The 22349-nt window shown below is 67.9% G+C and carries 15 protein-coding genes and 1 pseudogene; 4 read left to right on the top strand and 12 right to left on the bottom strand.

Going from position 1 to position 22349, the window contains the following annotated elements; genetic code table 11:
* Window positions 1-16 precede the first annotated feature (16 nt).
* Genes AC6CH2_RS10910 through AC6CH2_RS10900 form a run of 3 tightly spaced genes read right to left on the bottom strand, consistent with a single transcriptional unit; the run spans window position 17 to window position 2189 of the window.
* Entirely contained in the window at window positions 17-286 is a 270-nt protein-coding gene (locus AC6CH2_RS10910; RefSeq protein WP_498269273.1) for an acylphosphatase, read from the bottom strand.
* Window positions 283-921 (bottom strand): TlpA family protein disulfide reductase, encoded by a 639-nt coding sequence (locus AC6CH2_RS10905; RefSeq protein ID WP_498269272.1) that lies wholly within the window; start codon window positions 919-921, stop codon window positions 283-285. The genes AC6CH2_RS10910 and AC6CH2_RS10905 overlap by 4 nt, the downstream gene beginning before the upstream one ends.
* Window positions 918-2189, bottom strand: a complete 1272-nt coding sequence (locus AC6CH2_RS10900) for a YihY family inner membrane protein (RefSeq protein WP_498269271.1) — start codon at window positions 2187-2189, stop codon at window positions 918-920. The genes AC6CH2_RS10905 and AC6CH2_RS10900 overlap by 4 nt, the downstream gene beginning before the upstream one ends.
* Window positions 2190-2533: 344 nt before the next feature.
* Here AC6CH2_RS10900 and wrbA point away from each other — a divergent pair, with 344 nt between their 5' ends.
* The 4 genes from wrbA (at window position 2534) to AC6CH2_RS10880 (ending at window position 4924) form a co-directional block, all read left to right on the top strand.
* Window positions 2534-3127: an NAD(P)H:quinone oxidoreductase gene (gene wrbA / locus AC6CH2_RS10895; RefSeq protein WP_435395316.1), complete on the top strand. Its 594-nt coding sequence runs from the start codon at window positions 2534-2536 to the stop codon at window positions 3125-3127.
* Entirely contained in the window at window positions 3124-3477 is a 354-nt protein-coding gene (locus AC6CH2_RS10890; RefSeq protein WP_498269270.1) for a DUF2069 domain-containing protein, read from the top strand. The genes wrbA and AC6CH2_RS10890 overlap by 4 nt, the downstream gene beginning before the upstream one ends.
* Before the next feature lie 131 nt (window positions 3478-3608).
* On the top strand, window positions 3609-4094 hold the full coding sequence (locus AC6CH2_RS10885; protein WP_498269269.1) for an asparaginase domain-containing protein: 486 nt from the start codon (window positions 3609-3611) through the stop codon (window positions 4092-4094).
* A 179-nt stretch (window positions 4095-4273) separates the two neighbouring features.
* Window positions 4274-4924 (top strand): hypothetical protein, encoded by a 651-nt coding sequence (locus AC6CH2_RS10880; protein ID WP_498269268.1) that lies wholly within the window; start codon window positions 4274-4276, stop codon window positions 4922-4924.
* A gap of 167 nt (window positions 4925-5091) precedes the next feature.
* Here the strand turns inward: AC6CH2_RS10880 and AC6CH2_RS10875 are convergent, their stop codons facing one another.
* The 9 genes and pseudogenes from AC6CH2_RS10875 to AC6CH2_RS10835 form a co-directional block, all read right to left on the bottom strand.
* Window positions 5092-6738, bottom strand: coding sequence for a M20/M25/M40 family metallo-hydrolase (locus tag AC6CH2_RS10875; protein ID WP_498269267.1), 1647 nt, complete (start codon window positions 6736-6738; stop codon window positions 5092-5094).
* A 485-nt stretch (window positions 6739-7223) separates the two neighbouring features.
* Window positions 7224-9506 carry a M14 family zinc carboxypeptidase gene (locus AC6CH2_RS10870; protein WP_498269266.1) on the bottom strand — a complete coding sequence of 761 codons (2283 nt, stop codon included), beginning with the start codon at window positions 9504-9506 and terminating at the stop codon, window positions 7224-7226.
* A 303-nt stretch (window positions 9507-9809) separates the two neighbouring features.
* A complete protein-coding gene (locus AC6CH2_RS10865; RefSeq protein WP_498269265.1) occupies window positions 9810-11825 on the bottom strand; it encodes a proprotein convertase P-domain-containing protein in 2016 nt (671 codons plus the stop codon).
* A gap of 631 nt (window positions 11826-12456) precedes the next feature.
* A complete protein-coding gene (locus AC6CH2_RS10860) occupies window positions 12457-14460 on the bottom strand; it encodes a proprotein convertase P-domain-containing protein (RefSeq protein WP_498269264.1) in 2004 nt (667 codons plus the stop codon).
* Window positions 14461-14755: 295 nt separating this feature from the next.
* On the bottom strand, window positions 14756-15385 hold the full coding sequence (locus AC6CH2_RS10855) for a PKD domain-containing protein (protein ID WP_498269528.1): 630 nt from the start codon (window positions 15383-15385) through the stop codon (window positions 14756-14758).
* Window positions 15371-16711: pseudogene (locus tag AC6CH2_RS10850) on the bottom strand (M12 family metallo-peptidase); the annotation flags it as partial. The pseudogene AC6CH2_RS10850 and the gene AC6CH2_RS10855, both read right to left, overlap by 15 nt.
* A 459-nt stretch (window positions 16712-17170) precedes the next feature.
* Window positions 17171-17686 carry a hypothetical protein gene (locus AC6CH2_RS10845; protein ID WP_498269263.1) on the bottom strand — a complete coding sequence of 172 codons (516 nt, stop codon included), beginning with the start codon at window positions 17684-17686 and terminating at the stop codon, window positions 17171-17173.
* 296 nt (window positions 17687-17982) lie between these two features.
* Window positions 17983-19758, bottom strand: coding sequence for a S8 family peptidase (locus AC6CH2_RS10840; RefSeq protein WP_498269262.1), 1776 nt, complete (start codon window positions 19756-19758; stop codon window positions 17983-17985).
* Between the two features lie 521 nt (window positions 19759-20279).
* The gene (locus AC6CH2_RS10835) at window positions 20280-22058 is read right to left on the bottom strand and encodes a S8 family serine peptidase (protein WP_498269261.1); all 1779 of its coding nucleotides are present in this window, start codon (window positions 22056-22058) and stop codon (window positions 20280-20282) included.
* Between the last annotated feature and the right edge of the window lie 291 nt (window positions 22059-22349).

The raw sequence follows: 22349 nt of genomic DNA, 5'->3' as shown, positions 1-22349 counted from the left end.
CGTCGGTCGGCGCGGCTCAACCGCAAACGAAACCGTCGCCGGCTTCGTCTTCGCGCGCCGGCTCGCGGATCAAGCGGTCGACGCGCGCCTGGGCCGGGCCGTGGCCCAGCCAGTCGGCCAGGCGCGCCACGGCAGCCTCGTCGCCGACCGCGAGCACTTCGACCCGGCCGTCGGCGAGATTATTGGCGTAGCCGCGCAAGCCGAGCGCGAGCGCCTGCTCGCGGGCCGAGGCACGGAACCACACGCCCTGGACCCTGCCGGCAACAAAGAAACGCGCCGCGCTCACGCCTTCGGCACGGCGACCTGGGCCGAGGCCTTGGCAATCGCGGCCTCGATCTTCTTGGCGTCGACCGGGCCGAGGAATTTCTCTGCGACCTTACCGTCGGGCCCGATCAGATAGGTCATCGGCAAGCCGCGCGGGGTGTCGAACGCCTTCGGCGGGTCGGCCACGTCGAGGATCGCGATCGGGTACGACACCGGATGCTTCTCGAGGAAGGCCTGCATGTCGGCGAGCTCGATTTCCTCGTAAGCCAGGCCGACCACCTCGATGTGGTCGCGCATGGTGTCCAGCGCCGACAACTCGGGCATTTCCTTGATGCAGGGCGCGCACCAGGTCGCCCAGAAATTCACCACCACCCAACGGCCGCGGCGCTCGGCCAGGTCGTAGGTCTTGCCGTCGATGGTCGCGATGCGCAGCTCGGGCGTGTCGGTCGCGGCATCGGCCGGCTTGGCAGCGGCAGGCTCGGCGTCGGCGGGCTTGGCGTCTGCAGCCGGTGCGGGTTTGGCGCTGCTCGTCGTCGCCGGCGTGGTGTCGGCGGCCGGCGTCTGCGATCTATCGCAGGCGCCGAGCGTCACCATGGCGGCGGCGAGCGCCAGCGCCAACAGCGGACGCAACGCGGGTTTCGGATGACTCGGGATCATGTTCCTTCCTCTTCGGCGTGAATACTGGACACGCGTCGTTTCATCAGCGCGCGCAGGGGCACGCGCAATTCGTCCATCGCCGCGACCGCGGACTGGCCGAGCGAGTCGTCGCGGCAGGGCAGCATCGCCTCGGCGATCGGGATGCGCAGGTTGCAGGCTTCGTACAGCTCGCCGAGGGTCAGCTCATCGAGATCGCGCGCGAGCAACCATTCGCCGTCCTCGGCGCGGCGCACCACGCTGATCTCGCCGAGCTGTTCGAGCATTTGCTGGACCAGCGAATCGGTCAGCATCGGCTCCAGTTGCTGGATGTCGTCGATGTGCAGGCCGCGGCCGCGCTTGCGCGCTTCGTTGAACCGGGCGAGCAGGCGCAGCAGGCCGTATATCTCGAAGCCCAGCGGCAGGCGCATCGACGCCGGCTGGTAGCGGAACGCCGAGATCGACGAGGCCAGCGACGCGCCGAGCAGCACCGCGATCCAGCTCAGGTAGATCCACAACAGGAAGATCGGCACGAACGCCAGGGTGCCGTAGATCTTCGAGTAGGAACCGAAATTGCCCAGGTACAGGCCGATGCCGCCCTTGACCGTCTCGAACAGCACCATCGCCAGGAAGGCGCCGGCGACGGCGTGTCGCCATTTGATCGTCCGGTGCGGCACGACCCGGTAGATCGCGGCGAAGGCCAGCCATTCCAGCAGCATCGGCGCGACGCGCAGCAACAGGCTTTCGAGCCAGCGCCCGGGCTGGGTCGAGAACACGTCCATGGCGAAGAAGCGCGCCGAAATCGCCAGGCTGGCCGCGGCGATCAGCGCGCCGAGCGTCAGCACCGTCCAATACACCAGGAAACGGCCCAGGCGCGGGCGCGGCGAATGGATGCGCCAGATCCGGTTGAACGCCGACTCGACACCGTTGAGGGTGATCAGCAGCGACACCACCAGGGCAATCACGCCGGCGGTGGTCAGCTGGCCGGCATTGGCCGAGAACTGCTTGAGGTAGCTCTCCACCGAGCGCGCCGCCGAGGGCACGAAGTTGGAGAAGATGTAGTCGCTGAGCCGGTCGCTCCATTCGCCGAACATCGGGAACGCCGACAACACCCCGAACACCACCATCGACAGCGGCACCAGCGCGAACACGGTGGTGTAGGACAGCGCGCCGGCGGCCTGGAACAGGTTGTCGTCGAGAAAGCGGCGGGCCAGGAAGCGGAAGAACGTGCCGGCGCGGGCGCGGTCGCGCACCCGGTCGCTCCAGCGATAGATCGAGTCCAAAGGTTCCATCCGGCGCAGGGTAACCGATGGGGCGTCACGGGGGCATGGGCATCAGCTTGAGCGCAGGGCATCGAGTGACCTGCGTTCGCACGAGGCGACACAGGAGCGACCGACCGCCGCGAAACCGTGGAGATGGGGTGGCCTGCACACGCCATGGCCAGTCGTCCCCGCAACGCAGGCGGGGATCCAGGGCATCCCCCTCCCCCTTGTGGAAGAGGCTCGGGGCGAGGGGCGCTTGCCGGAGCGGCACCAGACAAGGCGCCCACCCGCAACGCCCCCCAGCCGCCCTGGTTCGCCAAACCCCCAACCGCCCTCGCCTCTTCCTCTATCCTTGCCGTCAACAGGAGAGATCGATGACCGAAGTTCTGGTGCTCTATTACAGCCGCGGCGGGTCGGTGGCGCGGCTGGCGCGGCAGATCGCGCGCGGGATCGGCGAGGTCGACGGCATCGTCGCGCGAGTGCGCAGCGTGCCGCCGGTGGCCGCGATCACCCAGACCGCCGCGCCGCCGGTGCCCGAGGACGGCGCGCCCTACGTCGAAGCGCGCGACCTGGCCGAATGCGCCGGGCTCGTGCTCGGCAGCCCGACCCGGTTCGGCAACATGGCCGCACCGGTCAAGCACTGGCTCGACGGGCTCGGCGCCGAATGGGCCAGCGGCGCCCTGGTCGGCAAGCCGGCCGGCGTGTTCACTTCCACTGCGAGCCAGCACGGCGGTCAGGAGTCGACCCTGCTGACGATGATGGTGCCGCTGCTGCACCACGGCTGCGTGATCGTCGGCATTCCGTATACCGAGCCCTTGCTCAGCACCACCCGCGGCGGCGGCAGCCCCTATGGCGCCAGCCACGTCGCCGGGCCCCAGGACGACCCGCAGCTCAGCGACGACGAGGCCGTACTGGCGCGTGCGCTCGGACGCCGCGTCGCCGAGTTGGTCGCCAAGGTGAGCCGATGAGCGTCGCTTCGCCGCGCCCCCGCTCCAATCTGGTCCTGCTGCTGGCCTTGCTGGCCCTGAGCGCGCTGTACGCGGCGTGGATGCTGTCGCAGCGGCATCTGGCCGCGACCGTGGTGGTATTCGTGCTGCCGCCGCTGCTGCTCGCGATCGGCGTGTGGTGGCAGAACCGCCACGCTGCCTATTGGGCCGGCGTGCTGGCGCTGGGCTGGTTCAGCCACGGGGTCATGGTCGCGTGGTCGCGGCCGCCGGAACGCCTGCAGGGCTGGATCGAACTCGCCCTGGCGGTGACCGTCGTGTTCGCCGCCAACCTGCCCGGCATCCAGGCGCGGTTCGGCAGGAAGTCTCGATAGAGGCCGCTTGAGGAGGCGCTTGACCATGGGCTTGGGCCGCCTGAGTCGGGGCCCCGGCCAAGGCCGCACAAGCCCGGCCGCGGCGCTGGGCCTATAATCTTCGCCTCCCCGACCTCGCGACCTTACCCACGATGGACCAGCTCTGCATCGTCACCACCGGCGGCACGATCGACAAGATCTACTTCGACGACAAGTCGGACTACCAGATCGGCGAACCGCAGATCGGCCGCATTCTCGACGAGCTCGGCGTGGCCTTCCGTTACAGCGTGATCCCGATCATCCGCAAGGACTCGCTGCACATCAACGCCGGCGACCGCGAGCTGATCCGCGCCGCGATCGCCGCGCAGGACGCGCAGCACGTGTTGGTGACCCACGGCACCGACAGCATGGTCGAGACGGCCAAGGTGCTGGCGACCATCCCGAACAAGACCATCGTCATGACCGGCGCGCTGAACCCGGCGCGGTTCCGCGGTTCCGACGCCGAGTTCAACATCGGCACCGCGGTCGGCGCGGTGCAGTCGCTGCCGCCGGGCGTGTACATCGCCATGAACGGCCGCATCTGGGACCCGCGCAAGGTGCGCAAGAACGTCGACGCGAACCGCTTCGAAGCGATCTGAGAGAGAAGCCGTGCGCCGCGCGCGCCCTGCTGCATTGCGGCGTCCGCCCGCCGATGCATCGGCTGGATGTATCAGTTCGGCGTATCAGTTCGGTGTATCAGCGCGATGTATTAGGATCGGGTCAGGACCGAGTTAGATCGAGTTAGGATTGGGGCTGCCCGATAGCAATGGTGATCGCGATGCGCGTATTCGTTCTGGCCTTGGCGGTGTCGGCCCTGTCGGCTTGTCAGCAACCCGCCGGCAACGCGGACCCCAACCCGGCGGCCACGAACGACACCGGCCAGGCCCCCGCCGCATCGCCCGCGGCGTCGGCCAACCCGCTGTTGCCGCCCGAACGCGTACTGCGCAGCGATGCGATCGGCTACGACGGCTTCAACGGCAGCGACCAGGCCGGCACCGTCACCGCCAGGTTCGGCGCCGACGGCGCGAGCGTCCGCCAGGCATGGGGCGGCGAGATGAAGGACAACCGCGGTCAGCGCCCGGACGCAGCCTGCCATCTGCTCTATCCGGTGCGCGGCGCGGTCACCCACCAGTACGCCTTCCTGATGGCCGGCGACAAGCTGGCCGGCATCGACGTCTACGACCCGAAGGCCATCGCCCCGGGCGGCGGCCGCATCGGCATGAGCATCGCCGAGATCAACCAGACCTATGCCGGCCAGACCAGACAGGTCCCGAACCCGACCTTCGAAGGCTCGGCCTTCATCGAAGTCGCCGCGCCGCATGCCAAGCACAGCCAGTTGACCTTCGAGACCGACGCGCTCGGCACGGTCACCCATTGGCGCATCAGCCAACGCGGCGCCCTCGAAGCCAGCGAGAGCTGCACGCGCTGAAGCGCGCTTCCCCGAAAACCGCCTGAGGCGCAGCCCGGCCTCCGGCGCCGACGCGCGCCGGCCGGTGCCGGGCCGGCGGACTGTTCACCAGCCTTCGCTATCGGCCGCCGCAAAAGGAAACGGGCCCCTCGCGGAACCCGTCCCCTTCCCTCGTGCGGGGGCTATCGTCAGAAGGTGATGCTCCAGGTGTCGATGCGGCCGACGTCGTTGTTGGCATTGTCGTTCACCCGCAGCTTCCAGGTGCCGTTGAGCGGTTCGCTGGAGAGGTTGAAGGTGAAGGTGCCGCTGAGGTTGTCGGCGCTGCCGCCGGCGCGGTTGCTGATGTTGTAGAGCGAGCCGTCCGGGGCGACCAGGTCGACCTTAATGTCGCCGCGATAGGTGTGGATGATGTTGACCGACACCGAGGCGCTGGTCGGTGCGTTGCCGGTGCGGCCGGACACGGTGATCGGGCTGTCGACGGTGGCGTTGTCGTTGATCGCGTAGTCGGTGCCGTTGGTATAGGTCTGGGTGCCCGGCCCCGGGCCCGGGCCGGTGCCGGCGGTCTTGCCCAGTTCGCCGAGGAAGGCCAGGCCGAGCTTGGCGAAGGGCACGCTGTTGGCGGCCGACCCGCCCATGTTGGCGAGGGTGTCGTTGGGCGTGTGGATGGACCCGAAGTAGCCGCCGCTGGAGTTGCCGCCCTCGAAGTAGATCGCCGCGGGGAAGCCGGCCGAGGTCCACGAGGCGTGGTCGGAGCAACCGTAGCCGCAGGTGTAGCTGCCCACGGTGCCTCCGAGGTAGGTCGTGTACAGGTCGCGCAGGAACTGCTGCAGGCTGGAGTTCGAGTAGTCGCTGACCAGGCGCACCGCCGGCGCGCCGCTGGTGCGATAGTTGGTCATGTCCAACTGCAGCACGCCGACCACGTTGACGCCACGGTTCTTGAAATCGGTGGCGATCGCCTTGGAGCCGCGCAGGCCCACTTCCTCGGCGGCATAGCCCATGAACTTGATCGTGCGCTTGGGCTTGTAGCCGCTCGCCATCGCCACGCGCAACACTTCGGTCAGGGTAGCGATACCGGAGGCGTCGTCGTCGGCGCCCGGTGCGTTCATCGAATCGCCGCTGCCGCTGCTGGAGATCGAGTCCAGGTGCGCGCCCAGCACGACCACTTCGTTCGGCAGCTCGCTGCCCTGGATGGTCAGGATCGCCGAGGGTTGGGTCGAACAGGTGGTGCAACCGGTGTAGAGCTCGGCGCTGACGTCGCTGCGCCCGTTGGCCAGGCCGGCCCAGGTGTCCTTGATCCAGGTCGCCGAGGTGCGGCCGTGGGTCGAGGCGTAGTAGCGGTTCGGATACTGCGTGGACAGGTGATTGATGGTGCCGCGGATGTTGGCTTCGGCGACCTGGCTCAGCCACGGCGTGACCGTGGCCTGGTTATCGATGGTGTAGGTGGCGAACTTGGTGTTCATCGCTTCGACGCTGCGTTCGCTGCGCACGAAGGCTTCGGCCTCTTCGCGGGTTTCGAACGCTACGAAACCGCCGCAGCGCTTTTCCTTCTCGTGGACGTGCCGGGTCACGTCGGCGAGCTGATGGGTCTTGAGTTCGGCCACCACCAGCTTGACGCCGGCCGGGTTGCTGACGCCGGTGGCGCTGCGCGCCAGGGTCTGCACGCCGGCATCGAAGGTCTCGCGAGAGGTGACGATGAACACCGGCTGGAACGGATTATCGGTGGCATCGGCCGGACGCGCGTGGTCGTGACTGTGCGTCTGCGCCATCGCCGGTGCGAGGGCGGCGGACAATGCGAGGGCGAGCAAGGCGGGCAACGGGGCTAGGTGCTTGTTCACGGAAGGCGCTCCTGTTCGGCGCCGCCCGGCCGGATGCGGGCGGCATCGGCGCGGGGACGCGATGGACTGGGATGACGGCCGCGCAGAATGCGGGACGTCGCGAGAGTTTGCTGCGCGTGAAAGCGGCGCCGAACGGTGCGGGGGGAAACGTTCCGATACGCCCGGGATTCGACCCTATGCGCGATCGGACATGACCGACAAGCGACAACCTGTTCGAGCGCACATTCGCGTTCGTGACTTCGGTCATGCATACGCGCAGTAACCGCTTACCGTGCACGTGCGCACGGCGAATCCGACAGGAAAACCGCGGAATTTTCACTGTTTCGACGATGGAAACATCGCCGGCGCGCAGGTCGGATACCGTCGCCGTGCAACGCGGCACGCGACTGCGCCGTAATCCGCCGCATGAACGCTGTCCGCACAAACGCGCATCCCCGGCCGAAGCCGGGGATGCGCGATGTCGCCTTGCTGCTCGCTTACGACGATCAGAAGGTGATGCTCCAGCTGTCGATGCGGCCGGTGTCCTGCGTAGCGTTGTCGTTGACGCGAAGCTTCCAGGTGCCGTTGAGCGGCTCGCTCGACAGGTTCTTGACGAAGGTGCCGACGACGTTGTCGGCGCTGCCGCCGGTGCGGTTGTGGATGTTGTAGAGGGTGCCGTCCGGCGCCACCAGGTCGACCTTCAGATCGCTCTTGTAGGTGTGCAGGATGTTGACCGCCACCGACGCGTCGCTCGGTGCGTTGCCGGTGCGGCCGGACACCACGATGCTGCTTTCGACGGTGGCGTTGTCGGGGATCTGCACGTCGGTGCCGTTGCTGTAGGTCTGGGTGCCGCCGCCTGCGCTGACGGTGACCGAAGCGGTCTTGCTGTGGCTGGCGTTGTCGTCGTCGGTGACCGTCAGGGTGACGGTATAGGTGCCGGACGCGGCATAGGTCTTGCTCGGGCTGGTCGCGGTCGAAGTGGTGCCGTCGCCGAAGTTCCAACTGCGCGCGACGATGCTGCCGTCGCTGTCGCTGGAAGCATCGGTGAAGTTGACGCTGAGGCCGCTGACCGACGAGGTGAAGTTCGCCACCGGCGGCGTATTGCCCGGGCCGGTGCCGCCGACGGTGAAGCGCACCGCATTCGGAGTGCCCGGTTTGCCGGCGGCGTCGGTGCCCTGCACGTACAAGGTGTGCACGCCGTCGGCCAGGCCGGCGGTCGGGATGCTTGCGGTCACCACTTCGCGGCTGCTGTTGAAGCTGCCGTCGCTGGCGCTGAGCGGATACGACACCGCGCCGGCGGCCCACGGCGGCGCGTCCAGATAGGCCCGCGCCGAGGCGATGTTCTGCACCGGCTCGGTGCCGTTGCTCTGGTTGAACACGCTGTCGTCGACGGTCGCGGTCAGGGTGACCGGGGTGCCGGCCGGCACCGTCGTCGCCGACAGGCTGAGCGCGGTGGTGTCGGGCCCGGACGGCAGTTTGTACGGCGCCCACAGGCTGCGCGCCGCGTAGCGCAGCGACTTCAGGTTGTCCGGCAGGGTCGTGCCCTGGAAGGTGCTGCAGCTCTCGAAGAACGACACGCCCAGCTCGATGGTGTACGCCGGCACGCCGAGCAGGCCGTACATGGTGTCGTCGGTGGTGCCGTCGGTGGCATAGAGCTCGTCGGACTGCTGCGGACGGTAGTTGTTGTGGAAGGCGATGCGCCGGCCGAGCGCGCGCAACGCCGCGCTGTTCGGCGCGGGGTTGCTGGTGTCGCCCCACGACCACAGCACCAGTTGGGCGGCGCTGTGGATGTCCATGAAGATGCCCTGGTAATCCTCGGGCGCGGCGGTGTTGACGTCGTCGGGGCGGCGGTCGGGGAAGATGCCGCCGGTGTACACGCCGCTGCTGTTGCGGGTGCCGGCGACCAGGCGCATCAGGTTCTGGGTTTCCGGTTCCGAGGCGGCGAGCGGGCCGCGATAGGTTTCGGCGCAGGCGTTGCCGCTGGAGCCGCCGGCGGCGCTGTTCCAGTGATAGGGGAAGTTGCGGTTGAGGTCGACGCCGATCGACGAGGCGCTGCAGGCGCCGTTGCTGTTGTTGACGTTCTTGCGCCAGGACGAGCCGGCTTCGGCCTTCTTGCGGCCGTCGGGATTGGCCTGCAGCACGAACTGGAAGGCGAAATTGTCGAGCAGCCAGGTCGCCTCGTCGCTGCTGCCGTAGCCGTTGGCCAGCCATTCGGCGAAACGGGTGACGGTCTCGGCGGGGGTGTACTCGCGCGCGTGGATCGAACCGAACAGCACCAGGGTCGGCTTGTTCGGCAGCGCGGCGTCGGTCGCCGAGTTGGTCAGCTTGAGCACCTTCATCTCGTAGCCGGTGCCGGCATTCTGGGTCTTCTGCCAGCTGGGCCCGATGTTGGTCACGCGCGCCAGCTGCGGCTTGCTCGCGGCCAGCTGGTCCATGGTCGTATAGGTTTCCTCGACCGTGCGGTAGCAGGCGTAGCCGGGAATGCTCTTGATGCCGAGCGAGGAACTCTGCAGCGCAGTCTGCAGCCGCCGCAGCTTTTCGGTCGCCTCGCGGTCGACCTCGTACTTGAAGCCGGCGCGGCTCAGCGCGGCCAGGTCCTCGGGCATGGCCTCGACGCGGACGGTCTTGGCCTCGCGGTCGACGATCAGATGCTGGAAGCGCGACGCGATGCGTTGCAACTGCGCGCTGTTGGTGTATTTGGCGGTGACGAACACAGGCAGGTCATCGGCCGCCTTGGCGCCGGCGGACAGGGCCAGCAACAAGGGCAGCGCGGCGTATTGGAAGCGCATTGGGAAACTCTCCATGTACCGGTACGTTGGACAGCGAAGCGGTGGGTGCGGCCACCATGCTGGGTACGCGGCACGCGGACTGACAAGCGTCCCCTGTCGCGGCGATGCCGCGCTTTCGTGATGCGTACGGCAGAACGGCGCAATGATCGGCGGCGAGGCATCGCGCGTCGTTGAGGCGATGGCTTGTAGCGCATGCGGCAACGTCGTGCTGCGCCGCCGTCGCGGCCGGGCGACGTCTGCGCGGACGGCGCCTGCTTTCGCGCAGAAACGCCGCGCGCCGTTACGGCGCGCGGCGTCGGCGGATCAGAACGTGATGCTCCACTTGTCGATGCGGCCGGTGTCCAGGTTCGCATTGTCGTTGACGCGCAGCTTCCAGGTACCGTTGAGCGGCTCGCTCGACAGGTTCTTGGTGAAGGTGCCGATGACGTTGTCGGCGCTGCCGCCGGTGCGGTTGTGGATGTTGTAGACCGTGCCGTCCGGCGCCACCAGGTCGACTTTCAGGTCGCTCTTGTAGGTGTGGTAGATCGTCACCTGGATCGGCGTGGTCGCCGAGCCGTTGCCGCTGCGGCCGGACACGGTGATCGAGCTTTCCACGGTGGCGTTGTCGCTGATCGCCACGTCGGTCTCGTTGGTGTAGGTCTGCGCACCCGGGCCGCCCGACACCGTGACCGTACCGGTCTTGGTGTTGGTTGCGCCATCGTCGTCGGTGACGGTCAGCGTGACGGTGTAGGTACCGGCGGCGCTGTAGGTCTTGGACGGGTTGGTCGCGGTCGAGGTGGTGCCGTCGCCGAAGTTCCAGCTACGCGAGGCGATGCTGCCGTCGCTGTCGCTGGAGCTGTCGGTAAAGGTCGCGGTGAGCCCGCTGACCGACGAGGTGAAGTTCGCTACCGGCGGATTGTTCGGCGTGCCGCCGCCCGAATCCAGGCCGTCGATGAACTGCGCACCGGTGTTGCCCGGGTCGAGCCAGTTGCTCAGGCGCGAATCCGCCGTGCCGCCGCCGGTCCACGAGGTGAACACGCGGCCGTAGTAGTCGCTGCGGTTGGTGCCGGTGGCGCTGCAGCTCGACGGGCCGCCGTGCAACTGGCCGAGCACGCGCTTTTCCGGGCTGTAGATCGGCGAACCCGAGGAACCCGGTTCGGTCACGCCGCCGGTCGGCTGCCACTGCACGCGCAGATGGGTGGTGCCGGCGCCGCCGCCCCAGGCCACGAACGAGGTCGGCTCGGTCGAATTGCTGATGCGCTTTTCGGCCACGTTCGGGTGATGGATGCCGATGGCGCCCGGATAGTTCTGGTCGCGGCGGTCCCAGCCGGCCCAGAACAGATTGAACGCGGGGTTCGCCGGCGTGTTCAGTTCGAGCAGGGTGAAGTCGGAGGTCGCGTAGGTCGCCTTGTAGGTCGAACCGGACTGAGTGTTGGCCATCGAGCCGTCGCCGTTGGCGCCGCTGGCGGGCGTGTTCGGCGGACGGCAGGTCGAGTTCTGGTAGTTCCAGTACACCACGATGCTGGCTGCGGTCGACGCCGTGCCCATGCCGCAATGGTGGGCGGTCAGGAAGTACATCTTCTTGTCGTTGGCGGTGTTGTTGACCAGCGAGCCGGTGCAGGCCAGCGAACCGTTCTTCGAATAGGCCGCGACCGAGCGGATGATGTCGCGGCGGCCGTCGCCCTCGGGGCAGACCACGTCGATGTTGCAGGCGCCCGAGACGCCCTTTTCGCCGCTGGCGGCCGCGGCGAGGCGGCGCGAAAGCGGTCCGAAACCGACGTAGTCGTGGCCGACCTTGGTCAGCTTGAGCTTGAGCTCGCCGGCCTTGGCCGCCGGCACCACCACTTCGATGACCGACTCTTCGCCGGGGACGATCGCCGTCCACAACTGGCCGGCCGGATTATTGTCGCGATCGGTGTATTCGCGGATCAGGCTGCGGTCGCCGCCCGCGGTCTGGGTCACCGGATAGACCAGCAGACGGCCGCCGGCGGGCATATGGTATTCGGTGAAGCCGAAATTCAGCGACAAGGCCTTGTCCGAACGCACGCGCTGGCGCCAGATGAGGTGGTCCTCGTCGAGCTTTTCCCACACGCCGGAGTTCAGCGGCGTCATGTCGACGTCGAGCGAGGCGGCGAAGCGCGGGATCTCGTTGCGCGCCTCGCGCACGCGGTCTTCCGCGCGCAACTTGGCGACGTCCACCGCCGGCATCGCGCGCAGCGCGATCTTGTCCAGGCGCGAGATGTTGGCGTGATCGAAGGCCGCCGGGCGCGTGGCCGGTGCGGCAAGTGCGGCACTGATCGACAGTCCGAGCAACAGCAGGGAACCATAAAGTCGTTTCATGAGTCTCTCCGTCCGTAGTAGAGGCAAGACCGCGACGCCGGCTGGGCCGGTGTGTTCGACGATGGCGATGGCGACGGGGTCAGGCGATGGGAAACTGGATGCTCCAGCGTTTGATGCAGCAAGGCCGCAGGCTTCCCCTGAGCGTGCGTTATTTCTACGACGCGTGGTGCGTATTGCTAGCGTGCCGCTACGACCACGGCGCGACTCTGAGGCACACGCGTCGCGCACAACAAGACGCAAACCCGCCCAGTCGACATCGCATCCGTGCCTCGCGTCACGCATACAACCAAGATTTGTTTCGATTGAAATCGGTGTGCGCGAGCGGAAATGGAAACTGAGAACCCGTACGCGTTCATGATGCAATGCACGACACGAACGCCGGGAACTCCGGCGCGATGGCGCTATGAGCTGGCGTCCCGCGCCGACCCGACGACGCTGCTCCGGTGCGAGCGGAGCTCGCCCGCTCCCGTCCCAGCCGCTTCTTGGCCGTGCCGTCGGGCATCGAAGTCGCGGTGTTCGACGCGGTCGGATGCGCACGCTCGGCGCCATGTACCCCAAACGAAAACCCCGGCCGAAGCCGGGGTTTTCGTACACGCATCGCCACGATGTGGACCGGCGATGCCTCAGCCGATCAGAACGTGATGCTCCAGCTGTCGATGCGGCCGGTGTCGGCGCTGGCATTGTCGTTGACGCGCAGCTTCCAGGTGCCGTTGAGCGGTTCGCTCGACAGGTTCTTGGTGAAGGTGCCGCTGACGTTGTCGGCGCTGCCGCCAGTGCGGTTGTGGATGTTGTAGAGGGTACCGTCCGGCGCGACCAGGTCGACCTTCAGGTCGCCCTTGTAGGTGTGGACGATGTTGACCGCGACCGGCGTGCTGGCCGGCGCGTTGCCGCTGCGGCCGGACACGACGATCGAGCTTTCGACCGTGGCGTTGTCGGTGATGGCCACGTCGGTGCCGTTGGTATAGGTCTGGGCCCCGCCGGTGCCGACCGTGACCGAGGCGGTCTTGGTGTGGGTGGCGCCATCGTCGTCGGTGACGGTCAGGCTAACGGTGTAGGTACCGGCGGCGCTGTAGGTCTTGGACGGGTTGGTCGCGGTCGAACTGGTACCGTCGCCGAAGTTCCAGCTGCGCGAGGCGATGCTGCCGTCGCTATCGCTGGAGCTGTCGGTGAAACTCACGGTCAGCCCGCTCGCGCTCGAGCTGAAGTTCGCCACCGGCGGGGTGTTGGTCGGCGTGCCGCTGGAATCGAGGCCGTCGATGAACTGGGCGCCGGTGCCGGCGGCATCGAGCCAGTTGCTCAGGCGCGTCGCGGCCGAACCGCCGCCGGTCCAGGAGGTGAAGATGCGGCCATAGTAGTCGCTGCGGTTGGCGCCGGTCGCTGAGCAGCTCGACGGGCCGCCGTGCAGTTGACCCAGCACGCGCTTTTCCGGGCTGTAGATCGGCGAGCCCGACGAACCCGGCTCGGTCACGCCGCCGCTGGCCTGCCAGAACACGTGCAGGTGGGTGGTGCCGCTGGCGCCGTTGTAGCCGCTGATCTGGGTCGCGGTGGTCGAATGACTGATGCGCTTCTCGGCCACGTTGGGATGGTGGATCGCGGTGGCGCCGGCGAAATTCTGGTCGCGGCGGTCCCAGCCGGCCCAAAACAGGTTGAACGCCGGGTTGGCCGCGGTGTTGAGTTCGAGCAGGGTGAAGTCGGAGGCGGCGTTGGTCGCGCGCACCACCGCGCCGGTCTGCGACTGCGACAGCGAGCCGTCGCCGTTGGCGCCGCTGGAAGCCGAGCCCGGCGCGCGGCAGGTCGAGTTCTGGTAGTTCCAGTACACCACCATGCTCGACGCGATCGCCGCGGTGGTCATGCCGCAGTGGTTCGCGGTCAGGAAGTACATCTTCTTGTCGTTGGCGGTATTGTTGACCAGCGAGCCGGTGCACCACATCGTGCCCTGCTTCGAATAGGCCGCGACCGAACGGATCACGTCGCGATGGCCGTTGCCCTCGGGGCAGACCACGTCGATGTTGCAACTGCCCGACACGCCGGTAGCCTGCTCCAGCGCGGCGTCGCGCGCGAGCCGGCCGAGGCCCTTGTAATCGTGGTTGACCGCAGCCAGGTGCAGCTTGAGCTCGCCGACCTTGGCGCGCGGCACCACCACTTCGATCACCGCTTCGTCGCCGATCACCACCGGCGTCCACAGTTCGTTGAAGTCGTTGTTGTCGGCCGCGGTGAAGCTGCGCACGCGCGCGGCGCTGGAGCCCGGCGCCTGGTCGGCCGGATAGATCAGCATGCGCGCGCCGGCAGGCAGCTTGAACTGGTCGAAATGGAAATTCAGGGTCAGGGCGTTCTTGGACTCGATGCGCGTGCGCCAGACCACGTGGCCGGCGTCGAGATCTTCCCAGGTGCCGCTGTTGAGGGTGTTCATGTCCACCGGCAGGGCGGTGGCGAAGCGCGGCGCCTCATTGCGGCCGCGCTTGAGGTCTTCGGCGCGCAGCTTGGCGACGTCCACGGCCGGCATGCTGCGCAGGGCGACACGGTCGATGCGCGAGAGTCGGGCGTTGTCGAAAGCCGCCGGACGCAGGGTCGGGGCGGCGAGTGCGCTGCCGATCGACAGTGCGAGCAGGGCCAGGGAAGCGGTCAGTCGTTTCATTGCTTGCTCCATGTTGGGAAGGACGACGTGGTGGCGAGATCCGCAGCGCAGTCCGGCCGGCCCGGTCCGCCCGGCCCCTCGAGGCGAAGGGCCGGACGGCAGGCGGGCGCGTCCGCAGCGAGCTGCGGTCCGCGTCCGGATCGCAGCTCGTCGCGGCCGTTTCGGAGCGGCGTCGAGCGGAAAGCGGGCTCCCCTAAGCCCGCCGGTGTTTCAGGAGCCCGGTCCTCGGACCGGGGTCCCCCGTGCACGAGGTCCCTCCGGTGGAGGTTCCTCAAAACGCGAAGCGCAAACGTAATTAGAAGGTGATGCTCCAGCTGTCGATGCGGCCGACGTCCTGCGAGGCGCGGTCGGCCGCGCGCAGCTTCCACGTGCCGTTGAGCGGCTCGCTCGACAGGTTCTTGGTGAAGCTGCCGCTGACGTTGTCGGCGCTGCCGCCGCTGCGGTTGTGGATGTTGTAGACCGAGCCGTCCGGCGCGATCAGGTCGACGATCAGATCGCCCTTGTACGGGTGGACGATGTTGACCGAGATGCTGGCGTTGCTCGGTGCGTTGCCGCTGCGCCCGGACACGGCGATGCTGCTGCTGGCGCCGGAGGCGTTGTTGTCCGGGATGGCGACGTCGGTGCCGTTGCTGTAGGTCTGCACGCCGCTGGCGTTGACGGTGACCGAAGCGGTCTTGCTGTGGGTGGCGCCGTCGTCGTCGGTGACGGTCAGCACGACGCTGTAGGTGCCGGCCGCGGTATAGGTCTTGCTCGGATTGGTCGCGGTCGAGCTGGTGCCGTCGCCGAAGCTCCAGCTGCGCGAGGCGATGCTGCCGTCGCTGTCGCTGGAGCTGTCGGTGAAGCTCACGGTCAGGCCGCTGGCGCTGGAGCTGAAGTTCGCCACCGGAGCGACGTTGGCGCCGGGGGCGGCGCGGAACGCAGCCATCGCCGCCTTGGTCTGCACCAGCACGCGCTGGTTGTGGCTCACGTCGGCCGTGCCCATCGCCGCGCCGCCATAGGTGATGTCCGGGTTGGACCAGTAGTTCAGGCGGGTGCAGGCCGTGCCGGGGCACTGGTAAGCCATGATCGTGCGCCAGCGCGCGCCCTGCGCGGGCATGTACTGGTAACCATGGCCGTAGGCGTAGGGCTGCGTGTTCGGGTCGTTCTGCGGGTTGTGGCGGGCCGACAGCAGGTGGCCGATTTCGTGGGCGAAGCTGTAATAGCCGGTCGCGCAATCGTAATGCACGGTCGCGAACGCGGTAGCCGCGTTCGAGCCGATCGCGGCGGCGCGGCCGCAGTTGCTGTCGTCGTTGATCACCAGCACGTTGACGTCGGCCGCGTTGGTATCGCGGCTGGCATGGATGTCGTCCATGTAGCCGTCGTTGGTGCCTTCGAAGCGGTCCACGTCGGTGGCGTGACCGTCGCCGACCGAGGTGTATTGCACGGTGCGGTAGTTGGCCAGCACCATGTTGATGCCGACGTTGGAATTGACGTAGCCCTGGTTGCTTTCGGCCACGGCCAGTTCGATCAAGGCCTCCATGTCGCCGCCATAGGCGGTGACCGCGTCGTTGGTCGCAACCACCTGGACGCGGATGGTGGCGGTGGCGCCCGGTTCGATCGCGGCCGGGCCGACCAGGCCGCCGCCGCTCCGGGTAGCCTGCGTCGCCACCGCGCGCATGTCGATCTGCGGCAGGTTCGCCTCGTCGTAGTCGGCGGCGTGGTCCGGCGGCATACGGCTTTCGTCGACCTCGATCACCGCGTGGCTGCCGTCGGCGAGCGGACGGATGCGATACAGCTGGCCGTCGACGCGGACGTTGCCGGTGACGCCGTTGCCGCGGCGCACCAGGGCTACCGAGTTGCGTTCGTCGTTGCGCACTTCGCGCGCAGTGCGGGCGGCGGCCTTACCGGTGCCGCGCAGATGGCCCATCCAGACGGTGCTGCCGCCGCGGGTCTCACGGGCGTTGTCGAGCACGGCATTGACCAGGTGGCCGCCGAGTTGCAGCTCGATCTCGCGGGTCTGCGCACTGACCACCGCCGGATCGGCGCGCTTGAGCCGCAGCGAGGCGGTGGCCGGCGCGGCGGCCAGGCTTTGGGCGTGCTTGAGGGCGGACGAGCCCTGGCTGCCGGCGATGCCGGCGCGCGGGGTGGCGTCGCCGACGAACAAGGGCTGTGCGGCGAACGCCGGCAATGCGGCGATCGCGGAAGCGAGTACGGCGAGACGAACGGTGTTCAGACCGCGCGCACGGGCGCGGCTGCGGGACGGATTGGTCATTGGTGGAACCCCCGAAGGTGAAAGCCGCAGGCGCGGCCGAAAGGTGGTCGCCGGAACATCGTGGCAGGCGACGGCCTGTTCGGCGGCGCTGGTTGCCATCGTGTCCGGTCTGGCGTTGCGTAGCTCGATTGCGGACCGATTCGTCGTTGCGTCCGCATTCCGACGCTAACGTTTCGCGCACGGCCGCGGCAATGCTTCGGCGTTCGATTCGATGGCGCCGTTCGTGATGCAGGTCATGCATCGGAAAACTCTTTCGCGCGCTCGAAATCCGCGCAAACCGGCGCGCGAAAACCTCCGCTTCGCAACAACGTTCGCGCAACAAAAAACCCCGGAAAAATTCCGGGGTCGTTGTGCTTCGCAGCGAAGATTACGTGGCCTGCGTCAATGAATTTCTTGCAGCCTTGCAGGCGTCTCGATGGATTCTCTCGTTCGCTTCTCTCGATGACTCCCCTCGATCGCTTATTTCTCGATGACCTCAGGCCCGCGGATGATCGGATCGAGCGCGACGTGGTTGTCGGGCTCGATGAACTGCACGTCCGGATCGGCGGCGAAGGCCTGCATCAGGCGCTGCGCGCCGGCGCGATCGAGCGCCGGGCTGACGCTGAACACGTCGGCGTTGATGCCCATGCGGTGCTTCCAGGTCAGGGTTGGCGTGCCGCTCTTGCCGGCGACGCCCTGCAGGCGCTGCGCGGTCTGGTTCAAGCGCGTCTGCACCGCGTCCTGCTGCTTGAGCGGCGTGCTGTCGTCGCGGTACTTGACGATGAATTGCGCGAACGGACCGCCGCCGACAGGTTCGCCGACCTGGGCCGGCGCCCGCCTGGGGTTCGGATTCACTTCCGGATTGACCTCGGAATTCGCTTGCGGCTTGGCGCCGGGTGCGTTGTCGGGAGTGCTGGAGGCCATGCAGGCGGTCATCGCAATGGAGAGGAACAAGGCCGTGGACGACAGCCACAGGGTACGAATCGGGAACAGCATGCGGGCTTCTCCTGTCAGCGGGTATCGGTGGAACGCATGAGCCTGGGGTCCGGGGTTAGCGAGCGCGTTGCAGTGCGTTGCGTTGACGCACGGCGCGCATCGCGAACGGTCTCGGCCCGCAGCCGGCGACAGGCCGAGCTTACTCCCCGCGCTCGGCGGCGCACGTGAGCGTGCCATCGCGCAAAGCCATAAGTCGGCCTGCGTTCACCTCCGTGACTGCGCCCCCTAAAAAAGAACCCCGGTCGAAACCGGGGCTCTGAACGACGGCGGGCCGCATTCGCGGCCTGCCGGCGGGCTTAGAACGTGATGCTCCAGGTGTCGATGCGGCCGGTGTCCTGCGAGGCGTTGTCGTTGACGCGCAGCTTCCAGGTGCCGTTGAGCAGCTCGCTCGACAGATTCTTGGTGAAGGTGCCGATGACGTTGTCGGTGCCCGAGCCGGTGCGGTTGTGGAGGTTGTACAGGGTGCCGTCCGGCGCGACCAGGTCGACCTTCAGGTCGCCCTTGTAGGTGTGGACGATGTTGACCGAGATCGAAGCGGTGCTCGGCGCGTTGCCGGTGCGGCCCGACACCACGATGCTGCTTTCGACCGTGGCGTTGTCGGGAATGGCGACGTCGGTGCCGTTGGTGTAGGTCTGCACGCCGGTCGGCGGGGTGCCGCCGAGCGCGTCGAGCGCGGCCTTGGCATTGACGATGCCGGCGCCGCAGCCGCCCGAGCAGGCGCCCGGCAGAGCGCGCGCGGTGTTCTTGAGCAGGGTTTCGATTTCGGCCGGGGTCTTCGGCGTGGCCGCCTTCGACTGCAGCAGCGCGACCACGCCGGCGACGTGCGGCGCCGCCATCGAGGTGCCGCTCATGTACACGTACTGCTCGGCGCCCTGGGTGGTGGTGCCGCCGTTGTGGGTCGAGGCGATCTGGTCGCCCGGCGCCGACACGTCGATGCCGGTGCCGTAGTTCGAGAAGCCCGCCTTGGCGCCGGTCGAAGTCGTCGCGGCGACCGCGATGACGTTGGCGCAGTTGGCCGGCGTCGAGGTCGAGACGTTTGCGCTTTCGTTGCCGGCAGCCACGACGATGGTGGTGCCGCGGCCGACCGCACCGTTGATCGCGGTCTGGTAGCTGCTCGGGCAGGCGCCGCCGCCGCCGAGGCTGAGGTTGATCACCTCGGCCGGATTGGCGTTGGCCGGGATGCCCGAGACGCTGCCGCCCGACGCCCAGACGATCGCGTCGGAGATGTCGGAGTCGTAACCGCCGCAACGGCCGAGCACGCGCACCGGCACGACCTTGGCGTTGAACGCGGTGCCGGCGACGCCCTTGGCGTTGTTGGTCACCGCGGCTACGGTGCCGGCGACATGGGTGCCGTGCCAGCTCGAATTGCTGGCGTCGACGTCGTAGCCGGGCTGATCGCACTCGGTGGCGTTGTTCCAGTCGCCTTCGTCGTTCGGGTTGGAATCGCGGCCGTCGCCGTCGCGCGAGACGAAGGTGTCGCTGATGAAGTCGTAGCCCGGCAGGATGTTGGCGTTGAGATCGCTGTGCGGGGTGATGCCGGTATCGAGCACGGCGACTACCGCGCCGCTGCCGGTGGAGACGTCCCAAGCCTGATCGACGCGCATGCCGCCGTTGGCGCCGTTGAAGCCGTACTGCACGCCGTAGTGGGTGTCGTTCGGGGTCAACAGGGCATGGCGGCGCACATCGACTTCGACGAAGTCCACGTTCGGGTCGGCGGCGATCTGGCGCATCAGCGATTCGGCTTCGGCGCGGTCCAGCGCACGATCGGCGCGCACGACGTCGGCGCCGATGGCGGTGCGGCGCAGGTGCTTCAGGCCGAGCGCTGCCTTGCCCTTGACCTTGCCGGCCGACGCGGTCGCGGCGGTGCTGAGCGCACCCTGCACGCTCGCGGCGCTGCTGCGCTCGACGCTGCCGTCGCGGAACTTGACGATGAAACGGTCGAACTTGGCGGCGGTCTGCAGGCCGCTGAGGTTGACGCGGTCGGCGGCGAAAGCCGACCCGGCGACGGTCGAAGCCAGCACCAGGGCGGTGGCGGCGGCAAGGGCGTGTACGCGATTCGAACGAACGGACATCTGTTGAGAACCCCTAAACTGAAGTGGCCGCAATGCGGCGGAGTCGTCCGGTGGACCGCGGCGACGACGAGGACGCCGCGGTGCCCGGACTTGTTCGCGAAGCGCATCCGGCGAAAGCCGATGCGATCCGTCCACTCACGCTAGCGATTGCGCGGACGCGGCGACAAGGCTTTGGCGCTGTCCATTTGCCCCATAAGAGTGAATCGAATCACGCATTTGCTACTCGCTTATGCAATCGGCGTCACAACGCAGAAGCGCAAAATCCCCCTACCCCAGGCACGAAAAAGCGGCAGCGGACACATCTTGTTGCACGGGTGGTCCGGCTTCGCGGCGGGGCCGTGTCGTTGCGCTTGCTGAGCTTCATCGCACGCAATCCAGGTGCAGCGAGTCGTCGCCGGCCGCACAACCCGCTTGCGCGCCTCGATCGTGCCGCGCCCTGCCCTGCGCGGGATAACGCAAAAAAAACCCCGGCCGAAGCCGGGGTCGGTTTGCCTAAGCCGATACAGCGCCTCGGCGGTCGATCAGAACGTGATGCTCCAGGTGTCGATGCGGCCGACGTCGGCCGCCGCGGCATCGACCGCGCGCAGCTTCCAGGTGCCGTTGAGCGCTTCGCTCGACAGGTTCACGGTAAACGTGCCGCTGACGTTGTCGGCGCTGCCGCCGCTGCGGTTGTGAATGTTGTAGACCGAGCCGTCCGGCGCGATCAGGTCGACCTTCAGGTCGCCCTTGTACGGGTGGACGATGTTGACCGTCACCGAGGCGTTGCTCGGCGCATTGCCGGTGCGGCCCGACACCACGATGCTGCTCGACACGCCGGTCGTGTTGTTGTCCGGGATGTTGTAGTCGGTGCCGTTGCTGTAGGTCTGGGTCCCCGGGTTCGGGGTGCCGCCCAGCGCGTCCAGCGCCGCCTTGGCGTTGACGATGCCCACGCCGATCGGCTGGTCGGGCGTCTGCGGGAAGGCGCGCGCGGTGTTCTTGAGCAGGGTCTCGATCTCGGCCGGAGTCTTCGGCGTCGTCGCCTTGGCCTGCAGCAGTGCGACCACGCCGGCGACGTGCGGCGTCGCCATCGAGGTGCCGCCGTAGGACGCATAGCTTTCCGCGCCCGGGGTGGTGGTGCCGGCGTTGAGCGTCGACAGGATGTTGGAACCCGGGGCGGCGATGTCGACCACCGAACCGTAGTTCGACTTCTGCGTGCTGCTCCACACCGAACGCGCGCCGGCGCTGTCGACCGCGCCGACGGTGATCACGCCGGTGCAGTTGGCCGGACGCGCGTCGGCGGCATTGCCGTTGTTGTTGCCGGCGGCGACCACGACGGTGGTGCCGCGCGAGACGGCGCCGTTGATCGCGGCCTGGTAGGTCGAACCGCAGGCGCCGGCGCCGCCGAGGCTCATGTTGATGACTTCGGCCGGATTGGCGTTGGCCGGCACGCCGGAGACGGTGCCGCCCGAGGCCCAGGTGATGGCGTCGGCGATGTCGGCCAGGCTGCCGCCGCACTTGGCGAGTACGCGCACCGGCACGACCTTGGCGTTGTAGGCCGTGCCGGCCACGCCCTTGGCGTTGTTGGTCACCGCGGCGACGGTGCCGGCGACGTGGGTGCCGTGCCAGCTCGAATTGCTGTTGTAGTTGCGCCCGCACTCGCCGGCGACGAACCAGTCGCCCTGATCGCTCGGGTCGGAATCGCGGCCGTTGCCGTCGCGCGCGGCGGCGGCGTCGCTGACGAAGTCGTAGCCCGGCAGGATGTTGGCGTTGAGGTCGCTGTGGCTGACGATGCCGGTGTCGATCACGGCCACGACCACGCCGGTGCCGGTGCTGACGTCCCAGGCGGTGGTGGCGTTGATGCCGGCGTCGGCATCGGTGTAGCCCCACTGCTCGCCGAAACGGGTGTCGTTCGGGGTGGCGGTCGGATACATGCGCGCGTTCGGCTCGACGTATTCGACGTTCGGGTCGGCGGCGATCTGGCGCATCAGCGATTCGGCTTCGACGCGGTCGAGCTTGCGGCCGGCGCGGACCACGTCCGAGCCGAGTGCGGTGCGGCGCAGGTGCTTGAGGCCGAGGGCCTTGCCCTTGCCGGCGAACCCGGTCGCGGCGCTGCTCAGCGAACGCTCCAGGGTGGCGGGGTTGCTGCGCTGGGCGCTGCCGTCGCGGTATTTGACGATGAATTCGTCCTGGCTTTCGTTGGCCAGGGCGGCGAGGTTGATGCGGTCGGCGGCGAAGGCGGACATCGCGACGCAGGACAGGGCGGTCGCGGTGGCGGCGGCGAGCGCGTGCTTGCGCATCGCGCGCATGGAACGATCGGACATGGATGAAACCCCCAAAAAACGAAGTGCCGAAGGACGGCGTCAACGCGCGGTGGTCTGCCCGAACCCATTCCTTCGTTGTCCGCGACAGCGTCCGCGCTGTTTGTGTACGGACTCGCTGTGACCCGGTCCGCGTTGTCACGCTAAGCGCTGGGTAAATGTGCGTTCAAGCCGGCGCAGGCCAATTAACCGGGCTCCGTCCGTGCCTTCTGTCACGCATTACGACAGTGCGCCGGCGCATGCGGCCTCGCGGCCGGAGGCGCGGATGGATCCTGCGCGGATCGCAGCGACGCG

The organism is Lysobacter sp. GQ73 (genome assembly GCF_059758755.1).
Note: the sequence above shows the minus strand (reverse complement) of the source record. Positions and strands in the feature narration are given on the sequence as shown.

Bases quoted from the DNA above. Each gene is read 5' to 3' on its own strand.
- AC6CH2_RS10900 (WP_498269271.1), bottom strand. From the start codon at position 2,189: ATGGAACCTTTGGACTCGATCTATCGCTGGAGCGACCGGGTGCGCGAC.
- AC6CH2_RS10845 (WP_498269263.1), bottom strand. From the start codon at position 17,686: ATGCTGTTCCCGATTCGTACCCTGTGGCTGTCGTCCACGGCCTTGTTC.
- AC6CH2_RS10870 (WP_498269266.1), bottom strand. From the start codon at position 9,506: ATGCGCTTCCAATACGCCGCGCTGCCCTTGTTGCTGGCCCTGTCCGCC.
- AC6CH2_RS10860 (WP_498269264.1), bottom strand. From the start codon at position 14,460: ATGAAACGACTGACCGCTTCCCTGGCCCTGCTCGCACTGTCGATCGGC.
- AC6CH2_RS10890 (WP_498269270.1), top strand. From the start codon at position 3,124: ATGAGCGTCGCTTCGCCGCGCCCCCGCTCCAATCTGGTCCTGCTGCTG.
- AC6CH2_RS10855 (WP_498269528.1), bottom strand. From the start codon at position 15,385: ATGGCTGCGTTCCGCGCCGCCCCCGGCGCCAACGTCGCTCCGGTGGCG.
- AC6CH2_RS10865 (WP_498269265.1), bottom strand. From the start codon at position 11,825: ATGAAACGACTTTATGGTTCCCTGCTGTTGCTCGGACTGTCGATCAGT.
- AC6CH2_RS10880 (WP_498269268.1), top strand. From the start codon at position 4,274: ATGCGCGTATTCGTTCTGGCCTTGGCGGTGTCGGCCCTGTCGGCTTGT.
- AC6CH2_RS10905 (WP_498269272.1), bottom strand. From the start codon at position 921: ATGATCCCGAGTCATCCGAAACCCGCGTTGCGTCCGCTGTTGGCGCTG.
- AC6CH2_RS10835 (WP_498269261.1), bottom strand. From the start codon at position 22,058: ATGTCCGATCGTTCCATGCGCGCGATGCGCAAGCACGCGCTCGCCGCC.
- wrbA (WP_435395316.1), top strand. From the start codon at position 2,534: ATGACCGAAGTTCTGGTGCTCTATTACAGCCGCGGCGGGTCGGTGGCG.
- AC6CH2_RS10840 (WP_498269262.1), bottom strand. From the start codon at position 19,758: ATGTCCGTTCGTTCGAATCGCGTACACGCCCTTGCCGCCGCCACCGCC.
- AC6CH2_RS10885 (WP_498269269.1), top strand. From the start codon at position 3,609: ATGGACCAGCTCTGCATCGTCACCACCGGCGGCACGATCGACAAGATC.